A 19825-nucleotide genomic window follows, 5' to 3' on the forward strand; every position below is an offset into this window, starting at 1 on the left:
TTTGGCGTTGACTTTTGGCACGCTGTTGAGTTCTCAAGGAACGGACGCTTCCTTCGGTGCGGAATCAACCGCGCCCTCCGGGCGTTTGACGTTCGATTTGTGTTGCTTTTGTGTTTCTCTTGTTTCGCTTTCGCGTCTCCAGCTTAGCACACCGTTTCGGCCGCTTCGCTTTCCTCGCTTTCGGCGTCCGGCGCGTTCCCGCGCTTTCCGCCTTTCAGACTCTAGCAGATCTTCCGACCCGCTTTTCGTCCGTTTGCTTTCCGCCTCGAAACTCTCGTTCCTTCGGCTTCCGGCCCTTCGAGCCTAGCAGGTCTTCCGACCCGCTTCGCTCGTTGCTTCGGCTTCGGAAATTTGTTCTTCCCGCTGCTTTCCGCGACCCCCGAACATTAGCGGATCGCATTTCCCACCGTCTAATCGGTGGCAATTCGCGTTCCGGCAATCTGCGGGGACACCCGAGCACGGAACTACGCGTGTGATGCGCAGGGCGCAGCACACTTCGTTCGAATGATCGGATTCGCCGCCCCGGGACCAGCCAGCACAAGCACCTAGGCTCGTGTCTGTCTCAGGTCTCCCTGTCGGGCAACTTGGAGGACCTTACCGGTGCCCGGTCCCGACCGCAAACCGGCGCGGACAGGCTCCGTTTCGGCTGTTCGAACGCGAGCAGACTCCCGGCATGGTGACCTCCCGAGCACGACGAGCGAACCCGATCGTGACCGTCATACGCGCCGTGGTCACAGTGATCGTGGTCATCATCGTCCTGCACATCGTTCTGTTCGTCTTCGAGGCCAATCCCGCCAACGACGCGGTGGACACGATCGCCGACTGGTCGGACTGGCTCACCCGCTGGGCGAAGGACTTCTTCACCCCCGACAACCCCAAGGTCCGGGTCACGGTGAACTGCGGCCTGGCCGTTCTCGTGTACCTCGGGGCCGCCGCACTGCTGGAGCGCCTGGCCCGCCGGGTCTGAGCGCGATCACGATCGGCTCGATACTTCCGTACGGTGGCGGCGCACCAGTCGCGATGATGGGTGCAAGGACCGCATCGCACCGCCACCGACCGGAGGGCCCCATGTCGCTGCTCACCCCGGACAGCCTGGGCGACCTCCTGGGCTTGTTCGACTTCGGGAACGGGTGTGTCACCCGCGTCCACATCGAGGATCCGTTCAGTCCGAACGGCGCCACCGCCCGCGTCCTGGTCGATGCCAGGGATCGGGAACACGGCTGGCCGTGGATTCCCGTGGAGTTCACTCTTACGGGGCTTCGGGACTATCGGGTCGAACACGGCAAGGGTTTCTCCGGAATGCTCTATTTCGACCCGGTGCTCTCGCGATTCACCGACGAGACCTACGGCGATCTGTTCTATCTGGACTTCGATCCGGTCGACGGGCCCGGAGCCTACGAGCCGGTCGACGCAGGCGATGTCGTCGGTCGGTCGCAGTGCTTCTTCGCCGCGGAGAGCTGTTCGTGGCAGGCCCTGCCGCCCGCGGAGAGCCCTCGACTGAAGCTCATCGGTAACGTTTAGATCTCAAACCTTTCACTCACTAGGTTCAGCTTCTACGTTCACTCGCACCCGAATCGGTGGCGAGTGTTCGAGTCGTGAACACTCGCCGACCGATTCCTCCGCATTCGGTACGAAGTCGAGTCGAGGACCCATGAAGCTCCAGCGGAAGCGCATCGCCGCCCTGCCCGCCGCCCTCGGCGCGGGCGCCCTGCTCCTGGCCCTGACCGGGAGCGCCGACGCCGCCCCGAAGCACGGTGACCACCGCCCCTCCGTGGCCGGCATGCGGATCCTGCTGAGCAACGACGACTCGATGCAGAACGCCAAGCCGGACGGCGCCGACGGCCGTGGGATCTACGAGGTACGCCGGGCGCTGTGTACCGCCGGGGCCGACGTCGTGGTGATGGCACCGTGGCAGTACATGAGCGGTTTCGGTACCGCGGCCACCGGCGGCGGCGCGCTCACCGTGTCCAGGCGCACCGCGCTGCCGGCCGGCTTCGAGGGCGACTGTGCCGGGGCGCCGAGCAAGGGAGCCGTCTTCGGCGTGTGCAAGGGCAGCGCCCCGTGCGGCCCGACGACCCCGAGCGCGACACCGGTGGACACCGTACGACTGGCCCTGCGCGGCGGCCTCGCCGCCAAGGTCGGCTGGCACGACGGTCCCGACCTGGTGCTCACCGGCATCAACTCCGGGCCCAACGTCGCCTCGGTCACCAACGATTCGGGCACGCTGGGCGCCGCCATCGCCGCGAACGACAACGGCAAACCGGCCATCGCGCTCAGCGGCGGCTTCGACATGGAGACGTTCAAGGTGACCCCGGCCACCTACCGGGCGTTCGCCGACTTCCTGCCCTCGTACGTGGCACAGCTGAAGGACCGCAACGTGCTGTCGGACCGGTACGTGGTCAACATCAACCACCCGAACGTGGTGCCGGGCGAGCGGATCGGCCGACCGGTCTGGACCGAGATCGGCACCGAGACCGTGGTCGCGATCCGCTACACGGCCGCGGTCGACGGCGACACGTTCGCGATCGGCCAGGGCGACTGCGCGTCGCCCGGCACCTTCTGCCGTCCGGAGACCAAGCGGCGGGCCGACTGGACCGAACTGAACAAGGGGAACATCACCGTCTCCGCCGTGACCGGCGACCGGACGCTGCGCGGCGGCGAGGACGATCGCCTGGAGCGGTTCGTCACCACCGGCCGCTGACGCCGGCCGACCTGCCGCGGGGGTGGGGCACACGGCGGCTCGATACTGGACCGATGGCAGACAAGCAGCGTCGACGCGGTCGCGCCCCCGAGCCGGTCCGGGCCGAGGTGGCGTCCGGCAGTGTCGAGCTCGAACCCGATCCGGATCGGGCCGGGGCCTGGACGCTGCGGCTGCACGGTTCGCCGCAGTCGCACGTGGATCTGGACGACCCGACCTGGTTGGAGTTCGAGTACGTGCGCCGGCTCGGCCACCTGGTCGACCTGATCGCGGACGCCGGCAAGCCGCTGCGGGCCCTCCACCTCGGCGGCGGCGGGCTGACCCTGCCCCGCTACGTGGCCGCCACCCGGCCGCGTTCGCGGCAGCAGGTGGTGGAGTTGGACGAGGAACTCGTCGAGTTCGTGCGGCGCGCGTTGCCGTGGGATCGCGCCTGGCAGATCCGGGTGCGCACCGGTGACGCCCGCGAGGTGGCCGCCCGGGCACCGGACGCCGCGTTCGACCTGGCCGTGGTGGACGTGTTCGCCGACTCGCGGGTGCCCGCGCATCTGACCTCGGCCGAGTTCGTCGGCGAGGTGGCCCGGACGTTGGCCCCCGGCGGGGTGTACGCGGTGAATCTGGCCGACGGCGGGCCGCTTTCCTTCGTGCGCACGCAGGTGGCCACGATCCGGTCGGTCTTCCCGAACCTGTTGCTCGTCGCCGATCCGGCGGTGTTGCGCGGGCGGCGGTTCGGCAATGTCGTGCTGGTCGCCTCGCACGGCGAACTGCCGATCGCCGAGTTGGCCCGGCGTACCGCCGCCGATCCGTTCCCCGGCCGGGTCGAGCACGGTCCCGCGCTGGCCGACTTCACCGGCGGCGCCGCCGTGGTCCACGACACCACGGCGGTCGCGTCGCCGGCCCCGCCCGCGCGTACGTTCGGCAAGAACTGAGCGGTGGGCCGGCCCCGACCCGCTACCGTCGCCGCCGGCGCTCCTCCACCCGGCCCTTCAGCAGGCCGACGACCATGAGCACGACCAGGGTCGCGACCAGCAGCACGACGGTGACCGCGGAGCCGAGGAGCACCTTGCCCCGGTCGGTGAGGGTGAAGATCGACACCGGCAGGGTGCGCCACTCGGCCGGGTAGACCATGATCGTCGCGCCCACCTCGCCCATGGACAGGGCGATCGCCAGGCTGGCCGCCGCGGTGATCGAGGGCAGCAACATCGGCAGTCGCACCCGCAGCAGCACCCGGGTCGGGCTCGCCCCGAGCGAGGCGGCGACCTCGGCGAAGGCCGCGTCGGTGCGATCCAGGCCCGCCGACACCGTCGAGTAGGCGAAGGTCACCACGAGCACCGCGTGCGCCGCGATGACGATCCACTTCGTGCCGTTGAGCAGGATCGGACCGTCGCTGAAGGCCACCAGCATGCCGAGGCCGACCACCACCGAGGGCACCGCGACCGGCAGGTGGAACACCGCGTCGGTGAGCCGGCGTACGAGGCGCGGCGCACCGCGCGCGGCGATCGCCGCCCACGTGCCGACCACGATCGCGATCAGCGAGGCGCCGAGCGCGGTCTCGATGCTCACCACGAGGCTGTCGTAGTTGGTGCCCGCGGTGGCCTCGCGGATGTTCTCGCTCGTCCAGGACGCCGGCAGCACGCTGTTCCAGTCGCCGGCGAAGGCGGCGATGCCCAGGATCGCCAGCGGGGCGAGCACGAGGGGGGCGAAGACGAGTGCGAACAGCGCCCAGACGAGGGCGCGTCCGCTACGCGACCAGACCAGCACGGCCGGCTCCTGTCCGGGAGAAGACGAATCGGTACACGGTGTAGAGGGTCAGCGACAGCGCGACCTCGACCACCGCGACCACACACGCGCCCGGGTAGTCGAAGGTGACCGCGCCCTTGGCGTGCACCAGCATCGGCAGCGTGGTGACGTCCTTGGCGCCGATGAACAGCACGATCCCGAACTCGTTGAGGGTGAGCAGCAGGGTCAGGCTGCCGCCGGCCGCGAGCGCAGGCCAGGCCTCGGGCAGCAGCACCTGTCGGATCACCCGCAGCGGACCCGCGCCGAGCGAGGCCGCCACGTCGAGGCGTTCCCGGGGCACCAGCGCGAAGGCCGCGAGCAGCGGGCGCATCACGAACGGGGTGTAGAAGGTGATCTCGGCCAGCACCACGCACCACGGCGAGTACAGGAAGCCGACCAGCGGCTCGCCCAGGCCGAGCTTGTCCGCCGCCGCGTTGACCACGCCCGCCGTGCCGTACAGGAAGGTGAAGGCGAGCGCGATCAGGAAGGACGGGAAGGCCAGCACGGTGTCCACGATCCTGCTCACCGCGCGCGAGCCGGGGAAGGGCACGAAGGACAACACCAGGGCCAGGAAAAAGCCCACCACCAGGCAGCCGAGCGTGGACAACACGGCGATCTCGACCGTGTTCCACAGCGCGTCGCCGAACGAGGGCGAGTTCAGTACGTCGCGCCACACGTCGAGGCCGACGTTCTCCTTCTTGTCGACGAAGGACTGCTTGACCACGAGCGCGAGCGGATAGAGGAAGAACCCGGCGGCGAGCACGAGCGGCGGGAGCACCCACAACGCGCGGGTCGCGCCGCCGCGGGCCCGCCGCTCGCGGACCGGGGCCGGGGCCGGCTTCGTCGCGATCGGCGGCTCGGTCAGCGTCGCGGTCATCCGCCCGCTCCCGCCGGGACCAGGACGCACGGCTCGGCGGGCAGCGCGACGCCCAACCGCTCGCCGAGCGCGGGCACCGCGGCCAGGTCGGTGACGTCGATCCGGATCTCCCGCTCGGCGTCGCCTTCCAACACGCAGGTCAGCCGGTAGTCGGCGCCGCGCCACTGGGTCGCGACCAGTCGCGCGGGCAGCGTGTCCGCCCGGTCGGCCTCGGTCACCCCCAGGGTGTGCGGGCGGGCCACGAGCAGCGCCCGCGCGCCCTCGACGAACGCCCCGGTCGGATCGGCCGCGACGGTCAGCCCGCCCACCGTCACCCGCACCGCGTCGTCCCCGGCCGTGCAATCCGCCAGCACCCGCGCGTCGAGCAGGTTGGCCGCGCCCAGGAAGGACGCGGTGAACTCGCTCGGCGGCCGACGGTAGAGCCGGTCCGTCGCGTCGAGGTCGACCAGGCGCGCGTCCCGCATCACCGCGATCCGGTCGGCGAGCGCCAGCGCCTCGGTCTGATCGTGCGTCACGTACATGATCGCCACGTCGGGCAACTCCCCGCGCAGTCGCTGTAGTTCGCCGAGCAGATCGGCGCGCAGCGTGGCGTCGAGCGCGGACAGCGGCTCGTCGAGCAGCAGTACGGGCGGCCGGATGGCCAACGCCCGCGCGATCGCCACCCGCTGCTGCTGCCCGCCGGACAACTCGCGGGGATAGCGCCGGGCGTAGCCGGCCATCCCCACCATGTCCAGCGCCTCGGTGACCCGGCGGCCCACCTCGGCGCGCGAGACCCGGCGGGCCCTGAGCCCGAACGCCACGTTGTCGGCGACCCGCATGTGCGGGAACAGCGCGTAGTTCTGCACCACGACGCCGATGCCGCGCTTGTTCGGCGGCTCGTACGTGACGTCGCGGCCGGCCAGGGTGATCCGGCCCGAGGCGGGCCGGAGGAAACCCGCGACCGCCTTGAGCGCGGTGGACTTGCCCGAGCCCGAGGGCCCGAGCAGGGCCACCGTCTCGCCTCGGGCGACCTCCAGGGTCAGCCCCTCCAGGGCCGTGACGGATCCATAACGGACCGTCAGATCCTGGATGCCGATCGCCGATTCGGTCGGCGCGGCACTCGCGACGGCGGACGCGGTGCGCTCGATGGCTGGTGCGGTCATGCGGGTTCCCTCCCTGTCCGCGGTTGATTTCGGACGTGTGCGCCGGCGGTTCAGCGACCGACAGCCTTGTTGTAGGCGGCCAGGTCGGCGTCCAGGTCCTTGAGGACGGTGTCCCACTCCGGAGCCCAGATCTCCACGCCCTCCAGGGCCTTGGTGATCTCGGCGGCGTTCGCGTCGGTCGGCTTGACGTCCTCGCGGACCGGCAGGCCGAGCGCGTCGGCGGAGACCGAGGTCTGCGCCTCGGTGGAGAGCAGGTAGTCCATCAGCTTGCGGCCGTTGTCGGCGTGCGGGGCGCCCGAGGACAGGCCCATGAAGTAGGGCAGCGCGAACGTCGAGGGCTTGCCCGCGTCGTCGGCCGGGAACCAGACCTTGAAGTTGGACTTGTCGTTGTGGATCGACGCCAGGTTCATCTGCAAGTCGCCGTTGGCCACGCTGAGTTCGCCCTTGCCGACCTTGGGCTGGAGCTTGCCGGTGGACGAGGACGGGCCGACGTTGTTGGATTCGAGCCGCTTGAGGTAGTCGAGCGCGCCCTGCTTGCCGTACAGGTGCTGGAGCTGGATCAGTACGGCGGTGCCGTCGCCGGCCTGGCCGGGCGTGGAGTACTGGAGCTTGGACTTGAACCGGCCGTCGGTCAGCTCGGCCCACTTGGTCGGCGCGGGCTTGGCGGTGTCCGGGTTGTAGATCCAGGAGGCGTAGTTGTTCACCACGGCGGTGAACCGGCCCTGGGCGTCCTTGCCGGTGGCGGGCACCTTGTCGGAGCCGGCCGGGGTGTAGGCGGTGAGCAGGTTGGCCTGGGCGGCGCGCTGGATGAACGGCGGCAGCGTGATCGCCACGTCGGCCTGCGGGTTGCCCTTCTCCTTCTCCATGCGCGTGACCACCTCGCCGGAGCCGGACTCGACCAGGTTGACCTTGACCCCGGTCTTCTTCTCGAAGTCCGCGAAACGCTTGGTGTACCAGTCGGCGAGGCCGTCCACCGAGTAGACGGTGACGCTGCCGGAGCCCTTGGCGGGCGCGCCGCCGGGGGCGGCGTTGGCGGCCGGCTTGGTGTCGTCCGAGCCGCTCCCGCCGGTCCCGCCGCAGGCGCTCGCGCCGAGCACGACCACGGTGGCGGCGGCGGTGAGGCCGAGGATGCGTCGCATGGGGAATCGCCCTTTCGAGACGTCGAATCAGCCCTGGAGCAGGGCGGGAAGATCGCGGATGGAGCCGAGTACGTGGGTGGCGCCGGCCGCTTCGAGCACGGCGCGGTCGTGCGCGCCGGTGAGCACACCGGCGGCGATGGAGGCACCGGAGCGCAGTCCGGTGAGTACGTCGAACGCGGTGTCGCCGACCACGGCGACCGCGCGCAGGTCGTCCACGCCCAGGCGCAGCACCGCGGTGAGCACCATGTCGGGGTAGGGCCGCCCGCGCCCGGCCTCGGCCGGGCACAGGGTGAGGTCGGCGAGGTCGGCCCAGCCGAGCGCGGCCAGGATCGCGTCCTGGGTGGGGCGGCCGAAGCCGGTGGTCAGCGCGACCTTGACGCCGGCCGCGCGCAGCGCGCGGATGGTGTCCTCGGCGCCCTCGATCGGCGCGCAGCGGCCCTCGGCAACCAGGTCGGCGTAGGCGCCCTCGAACGCGAGGTTGGCCGCTTGGGCGCGCTCCTCGTCGCCGTCGAGCAGGGCCCGGAAGACGGTGATCTTGCTTTCGCCCATGGTGTCGTGGACGTAGCCGAGCTTGCGCTCGAAGTCGGCCGTGCCGGGCTCGACGCCGACCGCGCCGATCGCCCGGGTGAACGCCTCGACCACGAGGCCGTCGTCCGCGACGGTGGTGCCGGCCATGTCCAGGACGGCGAGCTGATAGTTCGTCATGAGTGGTGCTCCGGGGGGCTTTGGACGACGGGTGGGGCGGGAAGGGGCGGCCGGGTCACAGGCCGACGGTGTCGGCGGTGCGTTCCGCGATCGCGGGCGAGCAGGTCATCCCGCGCCCGCCGGGGCCGGTCACCAGCCAGGTGCCGGGGGCGACCTGTTCGCGGTGCACGACGCGGGTGGTGTCGACGGTCTGCGCGTACACCCCGGCCCAGCGGCGGCGCACGGCCGGCAGCGGTCGGCCGAGCAGGGCCTCGGCCACCTCGACCAGGTGCGTGTAGGGCGCGGAGTCGACGTCGAAGGTGAACGGCTCGTCGTACTCGTGCGTGTCGCCGATGGTCAGCCCGCCGTCGAGGCGCTGGACCATCAGCAGCTGCATGCGGTGCTCGGTGGGCACCGGCGCCTGCGGGCGGGCGGCGCGCAGCGCCTCGAGGGCGGTGCCGGCGTAGGCCGGGTAGTAGCGGAAGCTGTCGCCGTCGGCGACCGAGGTGGTCAGCGCCTCGTCGAGCGGGTCGGTCTGCATCATCTGCAGGCGCACCCGGCGCACCGGCAGTGCGGGGGCCAGCTCGCGGACCAGGCCGCTCAGCCACGCGCCGGTGCACAGCACCACCAGGTCGCCCTCGTGCGTCTGCCCGTGGTCGTCGCGCACCCCGGTGCCGGCGGGCAGCAGGTCGCGCACCTCACGTCCGGGCAGCCAGGTGTACCGGCCGGAGCCGGCCATCCGGCCGCGCAGCGCGGGCAGCGCGACGCGGGACTCGACCGCGCCGTCGCGCTCGCACCACAGCGCGGCGTCGAAGGAGCCGCGCAGGGCCGGGTTGTGGCCGCGCGCCTCCTCCGGGGTGAGCAGTTTCAGCCCGCGTTCGGCGGCGTCCGGCAGGGCGAGCGCCGCCTCGGCGACCGCGACCTCCTCGGCGCCGCGGCACACGGTGAGCGAGCCGTTGGGGCGAAAGCCGATGCCGGGCACGTCGGCGCCGATGCGCTCCCACATCTCGCGGGCCCGCAGCGCGGTGTCCAGTTCGTCGCCGCCGGCGCGGCCACCGATCCACACCAGGCCGAAGTTGCGCACCGATGCACCGCGCGCCTCGCGCTCGCGCTCGATGTGCACGACCTCGTGGCCTCGCTCGATGGCCTGCCAGGCGTGCATGGTGCCCAGCACGCCACCTCCGACGACAATGACTCGCACCGGCTTCCTCCGTGTTCTCGGGGGCGAATGCGACCAGCTTGGGAGTGGCCGATGCCGAGCACACGGAGGCGGTATGTCGTCCGGGTGAACAGTCCGTTAAGGTCCGAACCTGTTATCTCGTCGTTATAAACGTCGGTCGGTCAGGCCCGCATACGCGTCGCGAATCCCATCCGATCACCACGAAACAGCGCCCGCACCCGCTCGATGGGCACCCCCTGCGGGTCGTAGGAGGTGCGCATGACCAGCAACATCGGCAGCGCCGGGTTGGTCTCCAGGAGCAGCGCCTCGCGCGGCGCGGCCAGGACGGTCTCCACCGTCTCGTGCATCTCCGCGAAGACCACCCCGAGGTCGTCCTGCAGGCACTTGTACAACGACCCCTCCGGGCGCAGCACGTCCAGGATCGTGGGGAACCGGTCCAGCGGCAGGTAGGTGCTCTCCAGGCCGATCGGCTCGTCGTCGGCGAGCAGCACCCGCTCCACGTGCACGGTCAGGTCGCCGGCCCGGATCCGCAGCCGTTCGGCCAGGTCGGGCTTGGCGACGTGGTGTTCGAGGGTGACCACACGTCGGCTGGGGGTCAGCCCCATCGCGCGCACCGCCTCGGTGTAGCTGCCCATGCTCACCGGCTGCATCAGCTTCGGCGGCGCGACGTAGGTGCCGCGCCCGCGCGCCGAGCGCAGTCGGCCCTCCATCACCAACTCGCCGATCGCCGCGCGCAGCGTGGAGCGGGCGACGCCGTAGTCGGCGGCGAGTTCGCGTTCGGAGGGCAGCAGGGCGTCCTCGCCCAACTCGTCCATGAGTTGGAGCAGGCGCATCTTCACCGTGTGCGACTTGGGCACGCGGCCGTGTTCGGGAACGCCGTCGCGATAGGGACGGGCTGTGGAGTCCGGTCTGGGCACGAAGGGAGCCTATTCGGCCGGCGCCGGGTACGTTCGACCCTTCCACGCCGCACCGCGCCCACGCGCGTGCCGCACCGCCGAGTGCACGGTCATCCCCAGGTAGAGCGTGGCCGCCGCCGGCAACAACACCGCCTCCGCCGCGGGCCGTCCGTAATAGCGCACCATCGGCACATAGGTCGCGGTCATCAGCGCCCATACCGCGAGCCCGAGCAGCGCAAGCGGCACATCGCCGCCGACGAGCCCGGCGACCAGCGCGACCGGCGCGGCCAGATAGACCAGCGCCAGTCCCACCACGGTGCCGGCGAGCAGCAGCCACGAGTGCCGGAGCTGGGCGAACGCGCTGCGCGCGACCATGTTCCACAGGTCGGCCAGCCCCGGATAGGGCCGCACGCTGTCCACGTGCCGCGCCGGGCCGTCCGCGAGCACCAGCCGGATCCGGCCGCCGGAGCGCTTGAGGGCCGCGCCGAGGGACACGTCGTCGATCACCGCGTCCCGGATCGCCGCCACCCCGCCGGCCCGCTCCAGCGAGGTGCGCCGCACCAGCACACATCCGCCGGCGGCTGCCGCCACGCGGGACGTCGGCCGGTTCACCCGGCGGAACGGGAAGAGCTTGCCGAAGAAGTACACGAAGGCCGGCACGATCAACTTCTCCCACCGGGTGTGCGTACGCAGCCGGGCCATCACCGACAGCAGGTCGAGCCGGTCCCGCTCGGCCTCGCCGACCAGCCGGGCCAGCGAATCGGGCGCGTGCGCGATGTCCGCGTCGGTGAACAGGATCCAGTCCACCTCGCCGACCGACTCCACGCCGTGCCGCAGCGCCCACAGCTTGCCGGTCCAGCCCGAGGGCGGCTCCCCGGGCGAGGTCACGGTCAGCGACACCCGGGCATCGGCCCCCAACCGGCGGGCCACCTCGGCGGTCGCGTCGGTACTGCCGTCGTCGACCAGCACCACCCGCGCCCGGCCGGGGAAGTCCTGCGCGAGCAGCGTGGGCAGGCTCTCCCCGAGCACGGCGGCCTCGTCGCGCGCGGGCACGATCACCGCCACCGAGGCGCTGCCCGAGGGTGGCGCGGCGGGCCGTGCCAGGCGCACGTCAGTGCGCCAGAACCAGCCGTGAAACAGGGTCAGATAGACCCAGGCGAGACCGGAAACGGCGGTGATCCACAACAAGACGTCCACATCGGAAGCCTGCCGGCTCCGTCGCGCCACCCGGGCGCTCCTTCCGGGTGAAGTCCGCGCGCGAACGGAGTCCTCCGGTCAAGCGGGCGAGCGCCGGGGCCGATATCGGGTAGGGGAATTGTCTCGACAGTCGAGGAACTACCCATCGGCAGAAGGGCGGTGCCCGTCATGGGCGACGCGACGACGAAAGATCGGGAGCAGGTTCTCGGGGGCGGGGCGACCCGTTGGCAGGGATTCGAGGTCGGCACCCGGGTACGGGTGCAGGTGGGCCTGAGCACCGGGCACATCGGCGAGGTCTGCGAGGTGTTCGCGGACGCACACCGGCCACCGCTGTCCCCGTATCAGTGGTATTCGGTGCGTTTCGCGGACGGCCTGCGCCCGCTGTACCGCCACGACGAGCTGGTCGAGCTTTCGTAGGTCGCTCCCGCCCGGCCCGCTCGCGGCCACCGCGTGCGCCCGCACCCCGACGGCGGGCGCGCGCGGCATGCGGCGGGCCGCGCGTACCGCCCGAACGACCCCTCGGCCGCGTGTCCAACGACACCGTCGGTCGGGTCTTGCGCTCGCACGCCCACCGGGGCAGGGTGCGGACACGGGATCTGAAAGGGCGTCAGAATGACGATCAAGCTGGGCGTGATGGCGCCCTTCGCGGACGGTCTGATCACCTCCGGCGGCTTCCTGCGCGACTTCGCCGGCACGCTGGAGGAGTGTGGCGTGGAGTCCGTGTGGACCGTCGAACACGTCGTGGTCGCCGAGGACTACGAGCCCCTGTACCCGTATTCGGATTCCGGCCGCACCCCCAGCGCGGCGGGTGTGGTGCCGATGCCCGACCCGCTGGAGACCATCGCCTTCCTCGCGGGCGCCTCGCGCACCCTGCGCTTCGGCACCGCGATGGTGGTCGCGCCGCTGCACAGCCCGGTGGTGTTGGCCAAGCGGGCCGCCACCATCGACCGGCACTCGGACGGCCGGTTGTTGCTCGGCCTGGGCATCGGCTGGCAGAAGGAGGAGTACGCCGCGGTCGGCGCGGCGTACTCCGAGCGCGGCGCCCGGCTCGAGGAGTGTGTGGGCGCGATGCGCGCGCTGTGGGCCGACGCGCCCGCCACGTTCCGCGGCAGGTTCACCACGTTCGAGCGGGTGCACTGTCTGCCGCGCCCCGAACGCGGCGCGGTACCGGTGGTGCTCGGCGGCAACAGCGAGCCGGCGGTGCGCCGGGCGGGCCGGATCGGCGACGGCTGGTTCCCGTACACGATCGCCCCCGACGAGTTCGAGGCGCGCGCCGAGTTGCTGCGCGCGAGCATGGCCGCGGCCGGTCGGGCCCCGGACGCGGTGGAGATCACCGCGTGGCCCGGCTCGTGCGATCGCGACCTCCAGTACGACCCGAACTGGGTGCGCCGGTTCACCGACGCGGGCGCGAGCCGCCTGGTGTTCGCCCCCAACCCGGCCGAACTGGCCGGGCCGCGGGGGCTGCGGGTGTTGCGCGAGCGGATCGCGCACTACCGCGAGACCGTCGCGGACAAGCTGTGAACACCCCCGCGACGCCCGTCCCACAGACCGTGAGCATCCTCGACCACGTGACCCTGACGAACGATCAGGTCGCCTGGTGGCTGGGCCAGTTCCATGATCGTTATCTGCCGGGCGCGCAACGGCGCGGGATGCGCCTGGAGCGGGTCTGGCGCTCGCCCGCGGGTCGGGACGCGACCACCGTGCACATCCTGTGGATCCTGCCGGGGATCCGCGCGTTCTACGCGATGCGCGGGGCCGCGGCGGCCGATCCGGAGGTGGCGGCGTTCTGGGCGGCTACCGACGGTTACGCGCTGGAGCGGCAGCGGCGGGCGCTGCAACCGGCCGAGGGCGGCTCGGGGGTGTCCGCGTGAGGCGGTGGGTGGTCCGCGCGGACGGGCCGCCCGCTCCCGGGTCTTCGGTACTCGCGGCCGAGGGTCTGTCGGCGGGGCCGGATCTGCCCGGCAGCGTCGGCGGGCTCGGCTGGTCGTGGGATCTGCGCGCCGACGCGCGGCCCGAACTGCCCGCGTCCGCCGACGCGATCGCCCTGCGCCCGGTGCGCGCCGGGTTCGTGCCGCTGACCGGTCCGCGGATCAAGCGCACCCTGCTGCTGACCGTGCGCGCGGGCACTCCCGCCGACGTGCTCGCGGAGTTCGAGTCGGATCTGATCGCGATGCCGGAGCACATCGGGACCATCCGCTCCTGGGCGTTGTCCCGGGTGGACCCGGTCGGGGGCGACACCGCGTGGACCCACGCGTGGGAACAGGAGTTCGCCACGATCGAGGGATTGACCGGCGAATATCTGCTGAACCCGTATCACTGGGCGCATGTGGATCGCTGGTTCGACGGCGAGATACCCGGGGCGATCGTGGAACCCGTACTGGCTCACGTCTTCCGCTGGAGCGAATCCCCGGTGCTTACCGACGATCTGCCCGGAGAGTGATCTGACTGGTCATCAAATCCGGTGCGAGACAAGGGCAACCAACAGGTGGGTCCACTCACGATCGGTGAACCGCAGGACCGCACGGGCCCGTTGCTTGGAATCGCGCACCGCGACCTCGCTGGGCCGCCGGTTCACCACTTCGACGCAGTTTCCCTGCACGCTGCTGTACGAGCTCCGTCGCCACGTCGGTGCGTAGGTTTCCTGCGACCAGGTCGCCATCGGCCCGTCACCCCTGACTTGTCGAGGTCCCGCCGCCGGGCGACACGAACCCCTCCCCCAGGTGGGAGCCGACCTCCATGTGAGGGTCAGGGACATCGCCCGATCGAGTGAACCGTGTACACGCGGACACCGAAGTGGCGGCGAGAGTTGCACCGCCGGGTTTCGTGGAGCATCCTACCGAGCACCCTCACTTTACGCGCTTACAAGATCACTTAAAGCGACGGGACGGGGCGGGGCCGCTTGCGGGGGCAAACGCAGCCCACGCAACAGGAGGTAGCTGCATGACCACCCTGGCCGATCCGGAAGTGGCGGACGAAGCGGACGAGGTCAGCCCGACCATCACGCTGCCGGCGATGCCCGCGTGCGTGTCCGCCGTGCGGGAGCATGTCCGCGTGGCGCTGCAGGTCTGGGATCTCGATTCCTTGTCCGACACCGCCGTACTTCTCGCCTCCGAACTGGCGACCAACGCCGTGCGTCACGCGGGTCTCGGACGCCCGTTCAGCGTCGTGGTCCGCCGAGATCGCGCGCCCGACGGCGCCGCCTGCGTGTGGATCGAGGTACACGACACGGACGCCCGTGCACCCCAGGTGATCGAGGCTGCCGACGACGACACCACGGGCCGCGGCCTGATACTGGTCGAATCGTTGTCCGACGGCTGGGAATCGGTGCCCGAGCCCGGCGGCAAGTGTGTGCGCTTCCGGCTCGCGATGACCGCCTGACCCGCCGCCGGTCCCCGCGCCGGCCCGCACGCCGGCCCCGGTCGCCCGGGTCACTCCCCCGGTACGCCCGCCCGGGACGGCGGTACGTGGACCGGCAGTTCGTGCACGTGCGCCCGGCCCGGTTTGAGCGTGTCCACGGCGAGCCGGCCCAGGTGCGGGTGGTGGGTGAAGACCACCACCTGGAACCGGTCGGCCATCGCGTCCAGCACCGCGAGCATCGCCCGGGTGCGGCCGTCGTCGAAGGTCATCGCCACGTCGTCGAGCACGATCGGCATCGCCCGCCCGGCGTCGGCGTAGGCGTCGAGCGAGGCCAACCGCAGCGCCAGGTAGAGCTGATCGCGGGTGCCCTCGCTCATCTCGTCCACCCCGAGCACACCGGCCCCCGACCCGGCGCCCGCGCGCCGCGCGCGCAACACCGGCGCGCCCTTGCGCCCCTCGGTCTCCACCACGAGCCGGTCGAAGCGGCCCCCGGTGAGCGCGGTGAAGACCTCCTCCGCCCGGGCCAGGACCGGGGCCTGGTTCTCCTTGCGGTAGTCCTCCATGCACCGCAGCAGCACCTCGCGGGCCAGCCGCAGCCGGACGAACTCCTCGGTATCCTCGGCGATCGCGGCGACCGTGCCGGCCACCTCCTCCTGCGCCTGTGCCGCGGCCACCGACTCGCGCTCCAGGTCGAGCATGCGTTGTCGGCGTCGGCCCAGCGTCTCGCCGGCTTGCGCGTAGGCGGCGTCGGCCTCCTCGACGCGGCGTGCGGCGTCCTCGATCTCCACGTCGAGTTCGTCGGGGGCGTAGCGCGCGGCCTCCTGTTCGACCTCGGGCGACAGCAGCGCGCGGTGCTCGGCCAGCGCGGCTTCGAGCTCGCGCACCCGGGCCGAACGCTGCACCGCGGCGCGCAGGTCGCCGAGGTCGGCGGCACCGGACGCGGCGACCAGCGCGGCGAGTTCGGCCTCGATGCGGGCCACGGCGTCGCGGCCGGCGCGCAACGCCCGGTCCAGGTCCGCGATGCGCTGGGCGAGGCCGGTGCGGGCCGCCTCCACGCCGCGCGCCGCGGTCAGCTCGCGATGCAGGTCCAGGACCGCCGCGAAGGGGGGTCGACCGGCGGGCTCGCTCGGCGCCGGGCGCCCGCACGCGAGGAACGCCTCGGCCGCGCGGGCGCCGAATCCGGCCACCCGGTCGGCCGCGCGGACGCGCCGTCGGTCCGCCTCGTCGGCCCGCCCGACCGCCGCCGCCACCTCGGCCAGCGTGGCCACCGCGGCGGCGATCGTGTCCGGGCCGCCCTCGGGCAGGTCCAGCTCGCTCGCCAGTTCGTGCCGCCGCCGCTCCCAGGCTGCCCGTTCGCCCTCGGCCCGCTCCGACTCGGCGACCGCCTCGGCAAGTTCGGCCTCGGCTTCGCGTACCGCCGCGACCGCCGCCTCCCGCTCGCGCACCGCGTCGACCAGCGCGTCGCGGCGCGCGTCGGCCTGCGCGATCAACGCGGGCAGCGTGCTCGTCCCGGTGGGCGCGCCGGACTCGGCCAGCGCGGTGCGGAAATCGGCCACCAGCGCGGCGACCCGGGCCCGGCCAGCGGCCAGCCGGTCGCGCACACCCCGCGCCTCGACCTCGACCCGGGCCAGCTCGCCGATCGCGTCCAGGACGGCGACGGCGTCGTGCGGGTCGGGCGCGGGCAGGCCGCTGGGCGCCCACGCGCGGGCCCAGTCCGCGTCGAGCTCGGCCGCCCGACCGGTGGCCGCCGCCCGTTGCTCGGCCAACCGGGCCAGCGTGCGCTCGTCGTGGGCCAGGTCGGCTTCCAGGCGGCCACGCCGCACCGCCTCCTCGGCCCGGCGCGCGATGTGTCCGGCGATCTCGTCCGCCACGACCACCGCCCGCTCGTAGGCGTCGATCCGGTCGTCGGTCAGCGGCGGGCTCGCGCAGATCAGCGTCCACAGCCGGTCCCGCTCGGCCCGGGCCGCCGTCCAGTCGTCGGGGGTGGGCGGCGGGTCGGCCAGGGACGACTCGGCCAGTTCACGAAGGCGCCGGTCGTGCTCGCTCAGCAGCGCCCGCTCGGCCGCCGCCGTCTCCTCCAGCTCGGCCCGGACCCGCAGCAGCCGGCCCAGCCGGTCGGCGACCCACTCCCGCCCCGGCAGCCGCAACCGCGCCGGGTGCTCGTCGGCGCGCACGTCCAGGTCGGCGAGGCCGTGTCGGCCCCGCAGATCGGCGGCCTCGTGGTCGAGTTCGGCCAGCCGACGCTCGTCGCGCGCAACGTCCTCGACCGGATCGCCCGGCACCGACCGCAACAGCGCGCGCAGCACGGCCGGGTCGGCGGGCTCGGGGATCGCCGCACAGGCCGCGCGCGCCGCGTCGAGCCGGGCCCGGCGGTGCGCGACCTGCTCGACGGCGCCGGCGAGTCGGGCCTCGCACACCGTCAGGTCGTCGCGCAGCGCGGTGACCCGCGCGGCCACGCCCGCGGGCAGCTCGTAGGCGGTCGGGTCGTCGAGGGCGCGGTCCGGGCGCACCCGGGCCAGCAGTTCGGCGGCCACGCCCCTGGCCTCGGTGGCCTCGGCGTCGGCGTAGTCGGCCTGTTCGACCGCGTCGCGAATCGCCGCGACGTCGGCGTGCAGCGCGTCCACGGCGGCGCCGGCCGCCAACAGGTCGCGGTCCGCCCCCGGTTCGGCCCACTCGGCGCGGGCCCGGGCCGACTCTCGCTCGATCCGGGCCAGTTCCGCCGCCGCCTCTGCGGCCCGCGCGTCGAGCGCGGCCAGCGCTGCCGCCACGTCGGGGCCCACCGGCGGCCCGCCCGCACTCGTCTCGGCCAGCGCGGCGTCCAGTTCGGCCCGCTTGGCCAGCACCGGCAGCGCCTGGCGGACCCGGTCGAGGCGTTCGAACCGGACCCGCGCATCGCTGCGGTCGCGGCCCAGCCGGTCGCGCTCCTCCTCGGCGCGCCGGCTCTCCTTGACCGCCTCGCCGAAGACCGCGGGGGCCAGGCCGTCGTCCTGCACCCGCTTGCGCAGCCGGCCGAGTTCGACCAGGCCCGCGTTGATCCGCTGGTTCTTGCCGCGGATCTTGTACAACTGCGCGGCACGTTCCTCGAGGCGGGTCAGCACCTCGCCGAGCCGGGCCGAGGAGCGCGATTCGAACAGGGCCCGGCCCACGTCGCCCTCGCCGCGCAGCAGTTCGGCCCCGCCCGCGCGCAGCCCGGCGTGGTCGAGCGCGAACACCTGGCGGAAGTCGTCGCGGCCCACGCCCGCCAGCATCCGGGTCAGCTCGGCCTCGGCCAGGACCGAACCGTCGGCGCGGGTGAGCGGATCCCGGTCGCGCTTGTGCCGCACCACGTCGAGCACCCGCCCGTGCTCGTCGCGCACCAACGCGCCGAGCTTGAGGTCGCGCATCGCGTGGACGAAGTCGTACGAGGTCTGTCGGTCCATCCCGTAGAGCAGTTGGTCCAGGGCGTGCCGCACGGTCGACTTGCCGGCCTCGTTCGGGCCGCTGATCACGTGCACGCCCGGGGCGCCGAGTTCGATGTGGCGGTCGGTGAAGCAGCCGAACGCGATCAGGTCGAGCCGGTCGATCCTCACGCGTGCTCCCCGTCGGTCCCGGTGACCAGCGCCGTGAGCAACTCCACGGCCTGATCGAAGATGTCGGCGCGCCAGGCCGCGTCGGCGGGGGCTATGCCCTCCTCGGCGACCTTCGGGTCGAGCGTGCGTATCCCGGGCACGGTCCGGACCAGTTGCTCCAGCGCGGTCGGGTCGGCGCGCAGCGCCCTGGCCGTCCGGGCCAGGTCCTCCACCAGCGTCGGCACCTCGAACCCGGCGTCGGCCAAGTCGGCGTGTCGGGTCTCCAGGCGAATCTTCTCCAGCCACACCCCGGAGAACTCGGCGGCCAGCGCCCGGGTCTCGAACACGAATCGGCGCTCGTCGCGCCACAGCGCCTCGTGCGCGTCGGTGGCGCCGGTGATCCGCACCCGGCCGGCGAGGAGGCGGTCGCCGGCCGCGCCGCGCTGTTCGGCCACGGCGCGCCGAACCAGGTCGAGTACGTCGTCGACACCGCCGGCGGTCGAGGCGTCGACGTCGAGGCGGGCCCAGCGCACCACATCCAGGTCGCGGTGCTCGACGGCGGCCCGGCCGTGGTCGTCGACGGTGATCAGCGTCGCGCCCTTGGGCCCGGTCTCGCGCGCGTGCCGGCCCTGGATGTTGCCCGGGAAGACGATCCACGGCTCGCGCTCGTGCACCACCTCGCGCGCGTGCACGTGGCCGAGCGCCCAGTAGTCGTAGCCGCGCGAGACGAGGTCGCCGACGCTGCACGGCGCGTAGGTGGCGTGCCCCTCGGCGCCGGTCAGCGCGGTGTGCAGCAGGCCGACGTTGAACATCCCCCCGCGCGGCGCGGGATAGGCGAGCGCGAGGTTGTCGGTCACGTCCCGGACCGCGAAGCCCTGACCGTGTACGGCCAGGCCCAGGTCCTCGAAGGCGACCGTCTCGGGGCGCGCGGTGGAGAAGCGGTGCACGTTGGCCGGCAGCCGCAACTCCCGGGTGATCCGGCTGTCGGCGTCGTGGTTGCCCGCGACCAGCAGGACACGGATGCCCGCCTCCTCCAGGCGGCGCATCTGCACGCCGAAGAACAACCCCGTGTGGTAGTCCTTCCAGTCGCCGTCGTAGATGTCGCCGGCGAGCAGCACCGCGTCGACCGCCTCGGCGAGCGCCAGGTCGACGAGGTTGACCACGGCCCGCCGCGCCGCGCCGCGGATCTGTGCCGCGGGCGCGCCCTCGTAGCCGGAGAGGCCGCGGAGCGGGCTGTCGATGTGCAGGTCGGCGGCGTGCAACAGCTTCATGAAGCGGGGCGCCTCCGGTCGGCGATCACGGGCAGCCAGGATAGGCACACGGCACCGACA

20 protein-coding genes are annotated in these 19825 nt (G+C 72.5%); 9 read left to right on the top strand and 11 right to left on the bottom strand.

All coding sequences use genetic code 11. The features are described 5' to 3' along the window. Nucleotides 1-709: 709 nt before the first annotated feature. From ACWGR4_RS14300 to ACWGR4_RS14315, 4 genes are all read left to right on the top strand, one after another. Nucleotides 710-967, top strand: coding sequence for a hypothetical protein (locus ACWGR4_RS14300; RefSeq protein WP_380003164.1), 258 nt, complete (start codon nt 710-712; stop codon nt 965-967). Between the two features lie 101 nt (nt 968-1068). Then, nucleotides 1069-1521 carry a hypothetical protein gene (locus tag ACWGR4_RS14305; RefSeq protein WP_126640126.1) on the top strand — a complete coding sequence of 151 codons (453 nt, stop codon included), beginning with the start codon at nt 1069-1071 and terminating at the stop codon, nt 1519-1521. Nucleotides 1522-1651: 130 nt separating this feature from the next. Beyond that, nucleotides 1652-2701 carry a 5'/3'-nucleotidase SurE gene (locus ACWGR4_RS14310; RefSeq protein WP_395800438.1) on the top strand — a complete coding sequence of 350 codons (1050 nt, stop codon included), beginning with the start codon at nt 1652-1654 and terminating at the stop codon, nt 2699-2701. Between the two features lie 53 nt (nt 2702-2754). Continuing rightward, nucleotides 2755-3624, top strand: coding sequence for a spermidine synthase (locus ACWGR4_RS14315; RefSeq protein WP_452132688.1), 870 nt, complete (start codon nt 2755-2757; stop codon nt 3622-3624). Between the two features lie 22 nt (nt 3625-3646). On the opposite strand, the gene ACWGR4_RS14320 is transcribed toward ACWGR4_RS14315, so the two are convergent. The 8 genes from ACWGR4_RS14320 to ACWGR4_RS14355 all read right to left on the bottom strand — a co-directional run bounded on the left by ACWGR4_RS14320 (nt 3647) and on the right by ACWGR4_RS14355 (nt 11589). Next, nucleotides 3647-4456: an ABC transporter permease gene (locus ACWGR4_RS14320; protein WP_452132687.1), complete on the bottom strand. Its 810-nt coding sequence runs from the start codon at nt 4454-4456 to the stop codon at nt 3647-3649. Then, nucleotides 4437-5351 (bottom strand): 2-aminoethylphosphonate ABC transporter permease subunit, encoded by a 915-nt coding sequence (locus ACWGR4_RS14325; RefSeq protein WP_452132686.1) that lies wholly within the window; start codon nt 5349-5351, stop codon nt 4437-4439. The genes ACWGR4_RS14320 and ACWGR4_RS14325 overlap by 20 nt, the downstream gene beginning before the upstream one ends. Further along, a complete protein-coding gene (locus tag ACWGR4_RS14330; protein WP_452132685.1) occupies nt 5348-6493 on the bottom strand; it encodes an ABC transporter ATP-binding protein in 1146 nt (381 codons plus the stop codon). Before ACWGR4_RS14330 ends, ACWGR4_RS14325 begins: the two co-directional genes overlap by 4 nt. Before the next feature lie 50 nt (nt 6494-6543). After that, complete coding sequence (locus tag ACWGR4_RS14335) at nt 6544-7632, bottom strand: 2-aminoethylphosphonate ABC transporter substrate-binding protein (RefSeq protein ID WP_380003171.1); 1089 nt, start codon at nt 7630-7632, stop codon at nt 6544-6546. A 27-nt stretch (nt 7633-7659) separates the two neighbouring features. Continuing rightward, nucleotides 7660-8337: a phosphonatase-like hydrolase gene (locus ACWGR4_RS14340; protein ID WP_380003172.1), complete on the bottom strand. Its 678-nt coding sequence runs from the start codon at nt 8335-8337 to the stop codon at nt 7660-7662. A gap of 55 nt (nt 8338-8392) precedes the next feature. Continuing rightward, complete coding sequence (locus tag ACWGR4_RS14345; protein ID WP_452132684.1) at nt 8393-9517, bottom strand: TIGR03364 family FAD-dependent oxidoreductase; 1125 nt, start codon at nt 9515-9517, stop codon at nt 8393-8395. A 140-nt stretch (nt 9518-9657) separates the two neighbouring features. Continuing rightward, the gene (locus tag ACWGR4_RS14350) at nt 9658-10335 is read right to left on the bottom strand and encodes a GntR family transcriptional regulator (RefSeq protein WP_380003526.1); all 678 of its coding nucleotides are present in this window, start codon (nt 10333-10335) and stop codon (nt 9658-9660) included. An 87-nt stretch (nt 10336-10422) separates the two neighbouring features. Continuing rightward, nucleotides 10423-11589, bottom strand: a complete 1167-nt coding sequence (locus tag ACWGR4_RS14355; protein WP_452132689.1) for a glycosyltransferase — start codon at nt 11587-11589, stop codon at nt 10423-10425. 168 nt (nt 11590-11757) lie between these two features. Here ACWGR4_RS14355 and ACWGR4_RS14360 point away from each other — a divergent pair, with 168 nt between their 5' ends. The 4 genes from ACWGR4_RS14360 to ACWGR4_RS14375 all read left to right on the top strand — a co-directional run bounded on the left by ACWGR4_RS14360 (nt 11758) and on the right by ACWGR4_RS14375 (nt 14029). Further along, on the top strand, nt 11758-12006 hold the full coding sequence (locus tag ACWGR4_RS14360; protein ID WP_380003175.1) for a hypothetical protein: 249 nt from the start codon (nt 11758-11760) through the stop codon (nt 12004-12006). Between the two features lie 195 nt (nt 12007-12201). Continuing rightward, the gene (locus ACWGR4_RS14365) at nt 12202-13110 is read left to right on the top strand and encodes a TIGR03619 family F420-dependent LLM class oxidoreductase (protein ID WP_452132683.1); all 909 of its coding nucleotides are present in this window, start codon (nt 12202-12204) and stop codon (nt 13108-13110) included. Nucleotides 13111-13157: 47 nt separating this feature from the next. After that, a complete protein-coding gene (locus tag ACWGR4_RS14370; RefSeq protein WP_380003178.1) occupies nt 13158-13460 on the top strand; it encodes an NIPSNAP family protein in 303 nt (100 codons plus the stop codon). After that, nucleotides 13457-14029 carry a Dabb family protein gene (locus ACWGR4_RS14375; RefSeq protein ID WP_452132682.1) on the top strand — a complete coding sequence of 191 codons (573 nt, stop codon included), beginning with the start codon at nt 13457-13459 and terminating at the stop codon, nt 14027-14029. The genes ACWGR4_RS14370 and ACWGR4_RS14375 overlap by 4 nt, the downstream gene beginning before the upstream one ends. A gap of 12 nt (nt 14030-14041) precedes the next feature. Here ACWGR4_RS14375 and ACWGR4_RS14380 read toward each other — a convergent pair whose 3' ends face one another. Then, nucleotides 14042-14344 (bottom strand): DUF397 domain-containing protein, encoded by a 303-nt coding sequence (locus ACWGR4_RS14380; RefSeq protein ID WP_452134204.1) that lies wholly within the window; start codon nt 14342-14344, stop codon nt 14042-14044. Between the two features lie 185 nt (nt 14345-14529). Here ACWGR4_RS14380 and ACWGR4_RS14385 point away from each other — a divergent pair, with 185 nt between their 5' ends. After that, nucleotides 14530-14967 (top strand): ATP-binding protein, encoded by a 438-nt coding sequence (locus ACWGR4_RS14385; RefSeq protein ID WP_380003184.1) that lies wholly within the window; start codon nt 14530-14532, stop codon nt 14965-14967. A gap of 50 nt (nt 14968-15017) precedes the next feature. Here ACWGR4_RS14385 and ACWGR4_RS14390 read toward each other — a convergent pair whose 3' ends face one another. Then, nucleotides 15018-18515, bottom strand: a complete 3498-nt coding sequence (locus ACWGR4_RS14390) for an AAA family ATPase (RefSeq protein ID WP_452132680.1) — start codon at nt 18513-18515, stop codon at nt 15018-15020. Then, entirely contained in the window at nt 18512-19765 is a 1254-nt protein-coding gene (locus ACWGR4_RS14395) for a metallophosphoesterase family protein (protein WP_452132679.1), read from the bottom strand. Before ACWGR4_RS14395 ends, ACWGR4_RS14390 begins: the two co-directional genes overlap by 4 nt. Nucleotides 19766-19825: the final 60 nt, after the last annotated feature.

The organism is Embleya sp. NPDC055664 (genome assembly GCF_053618075.1).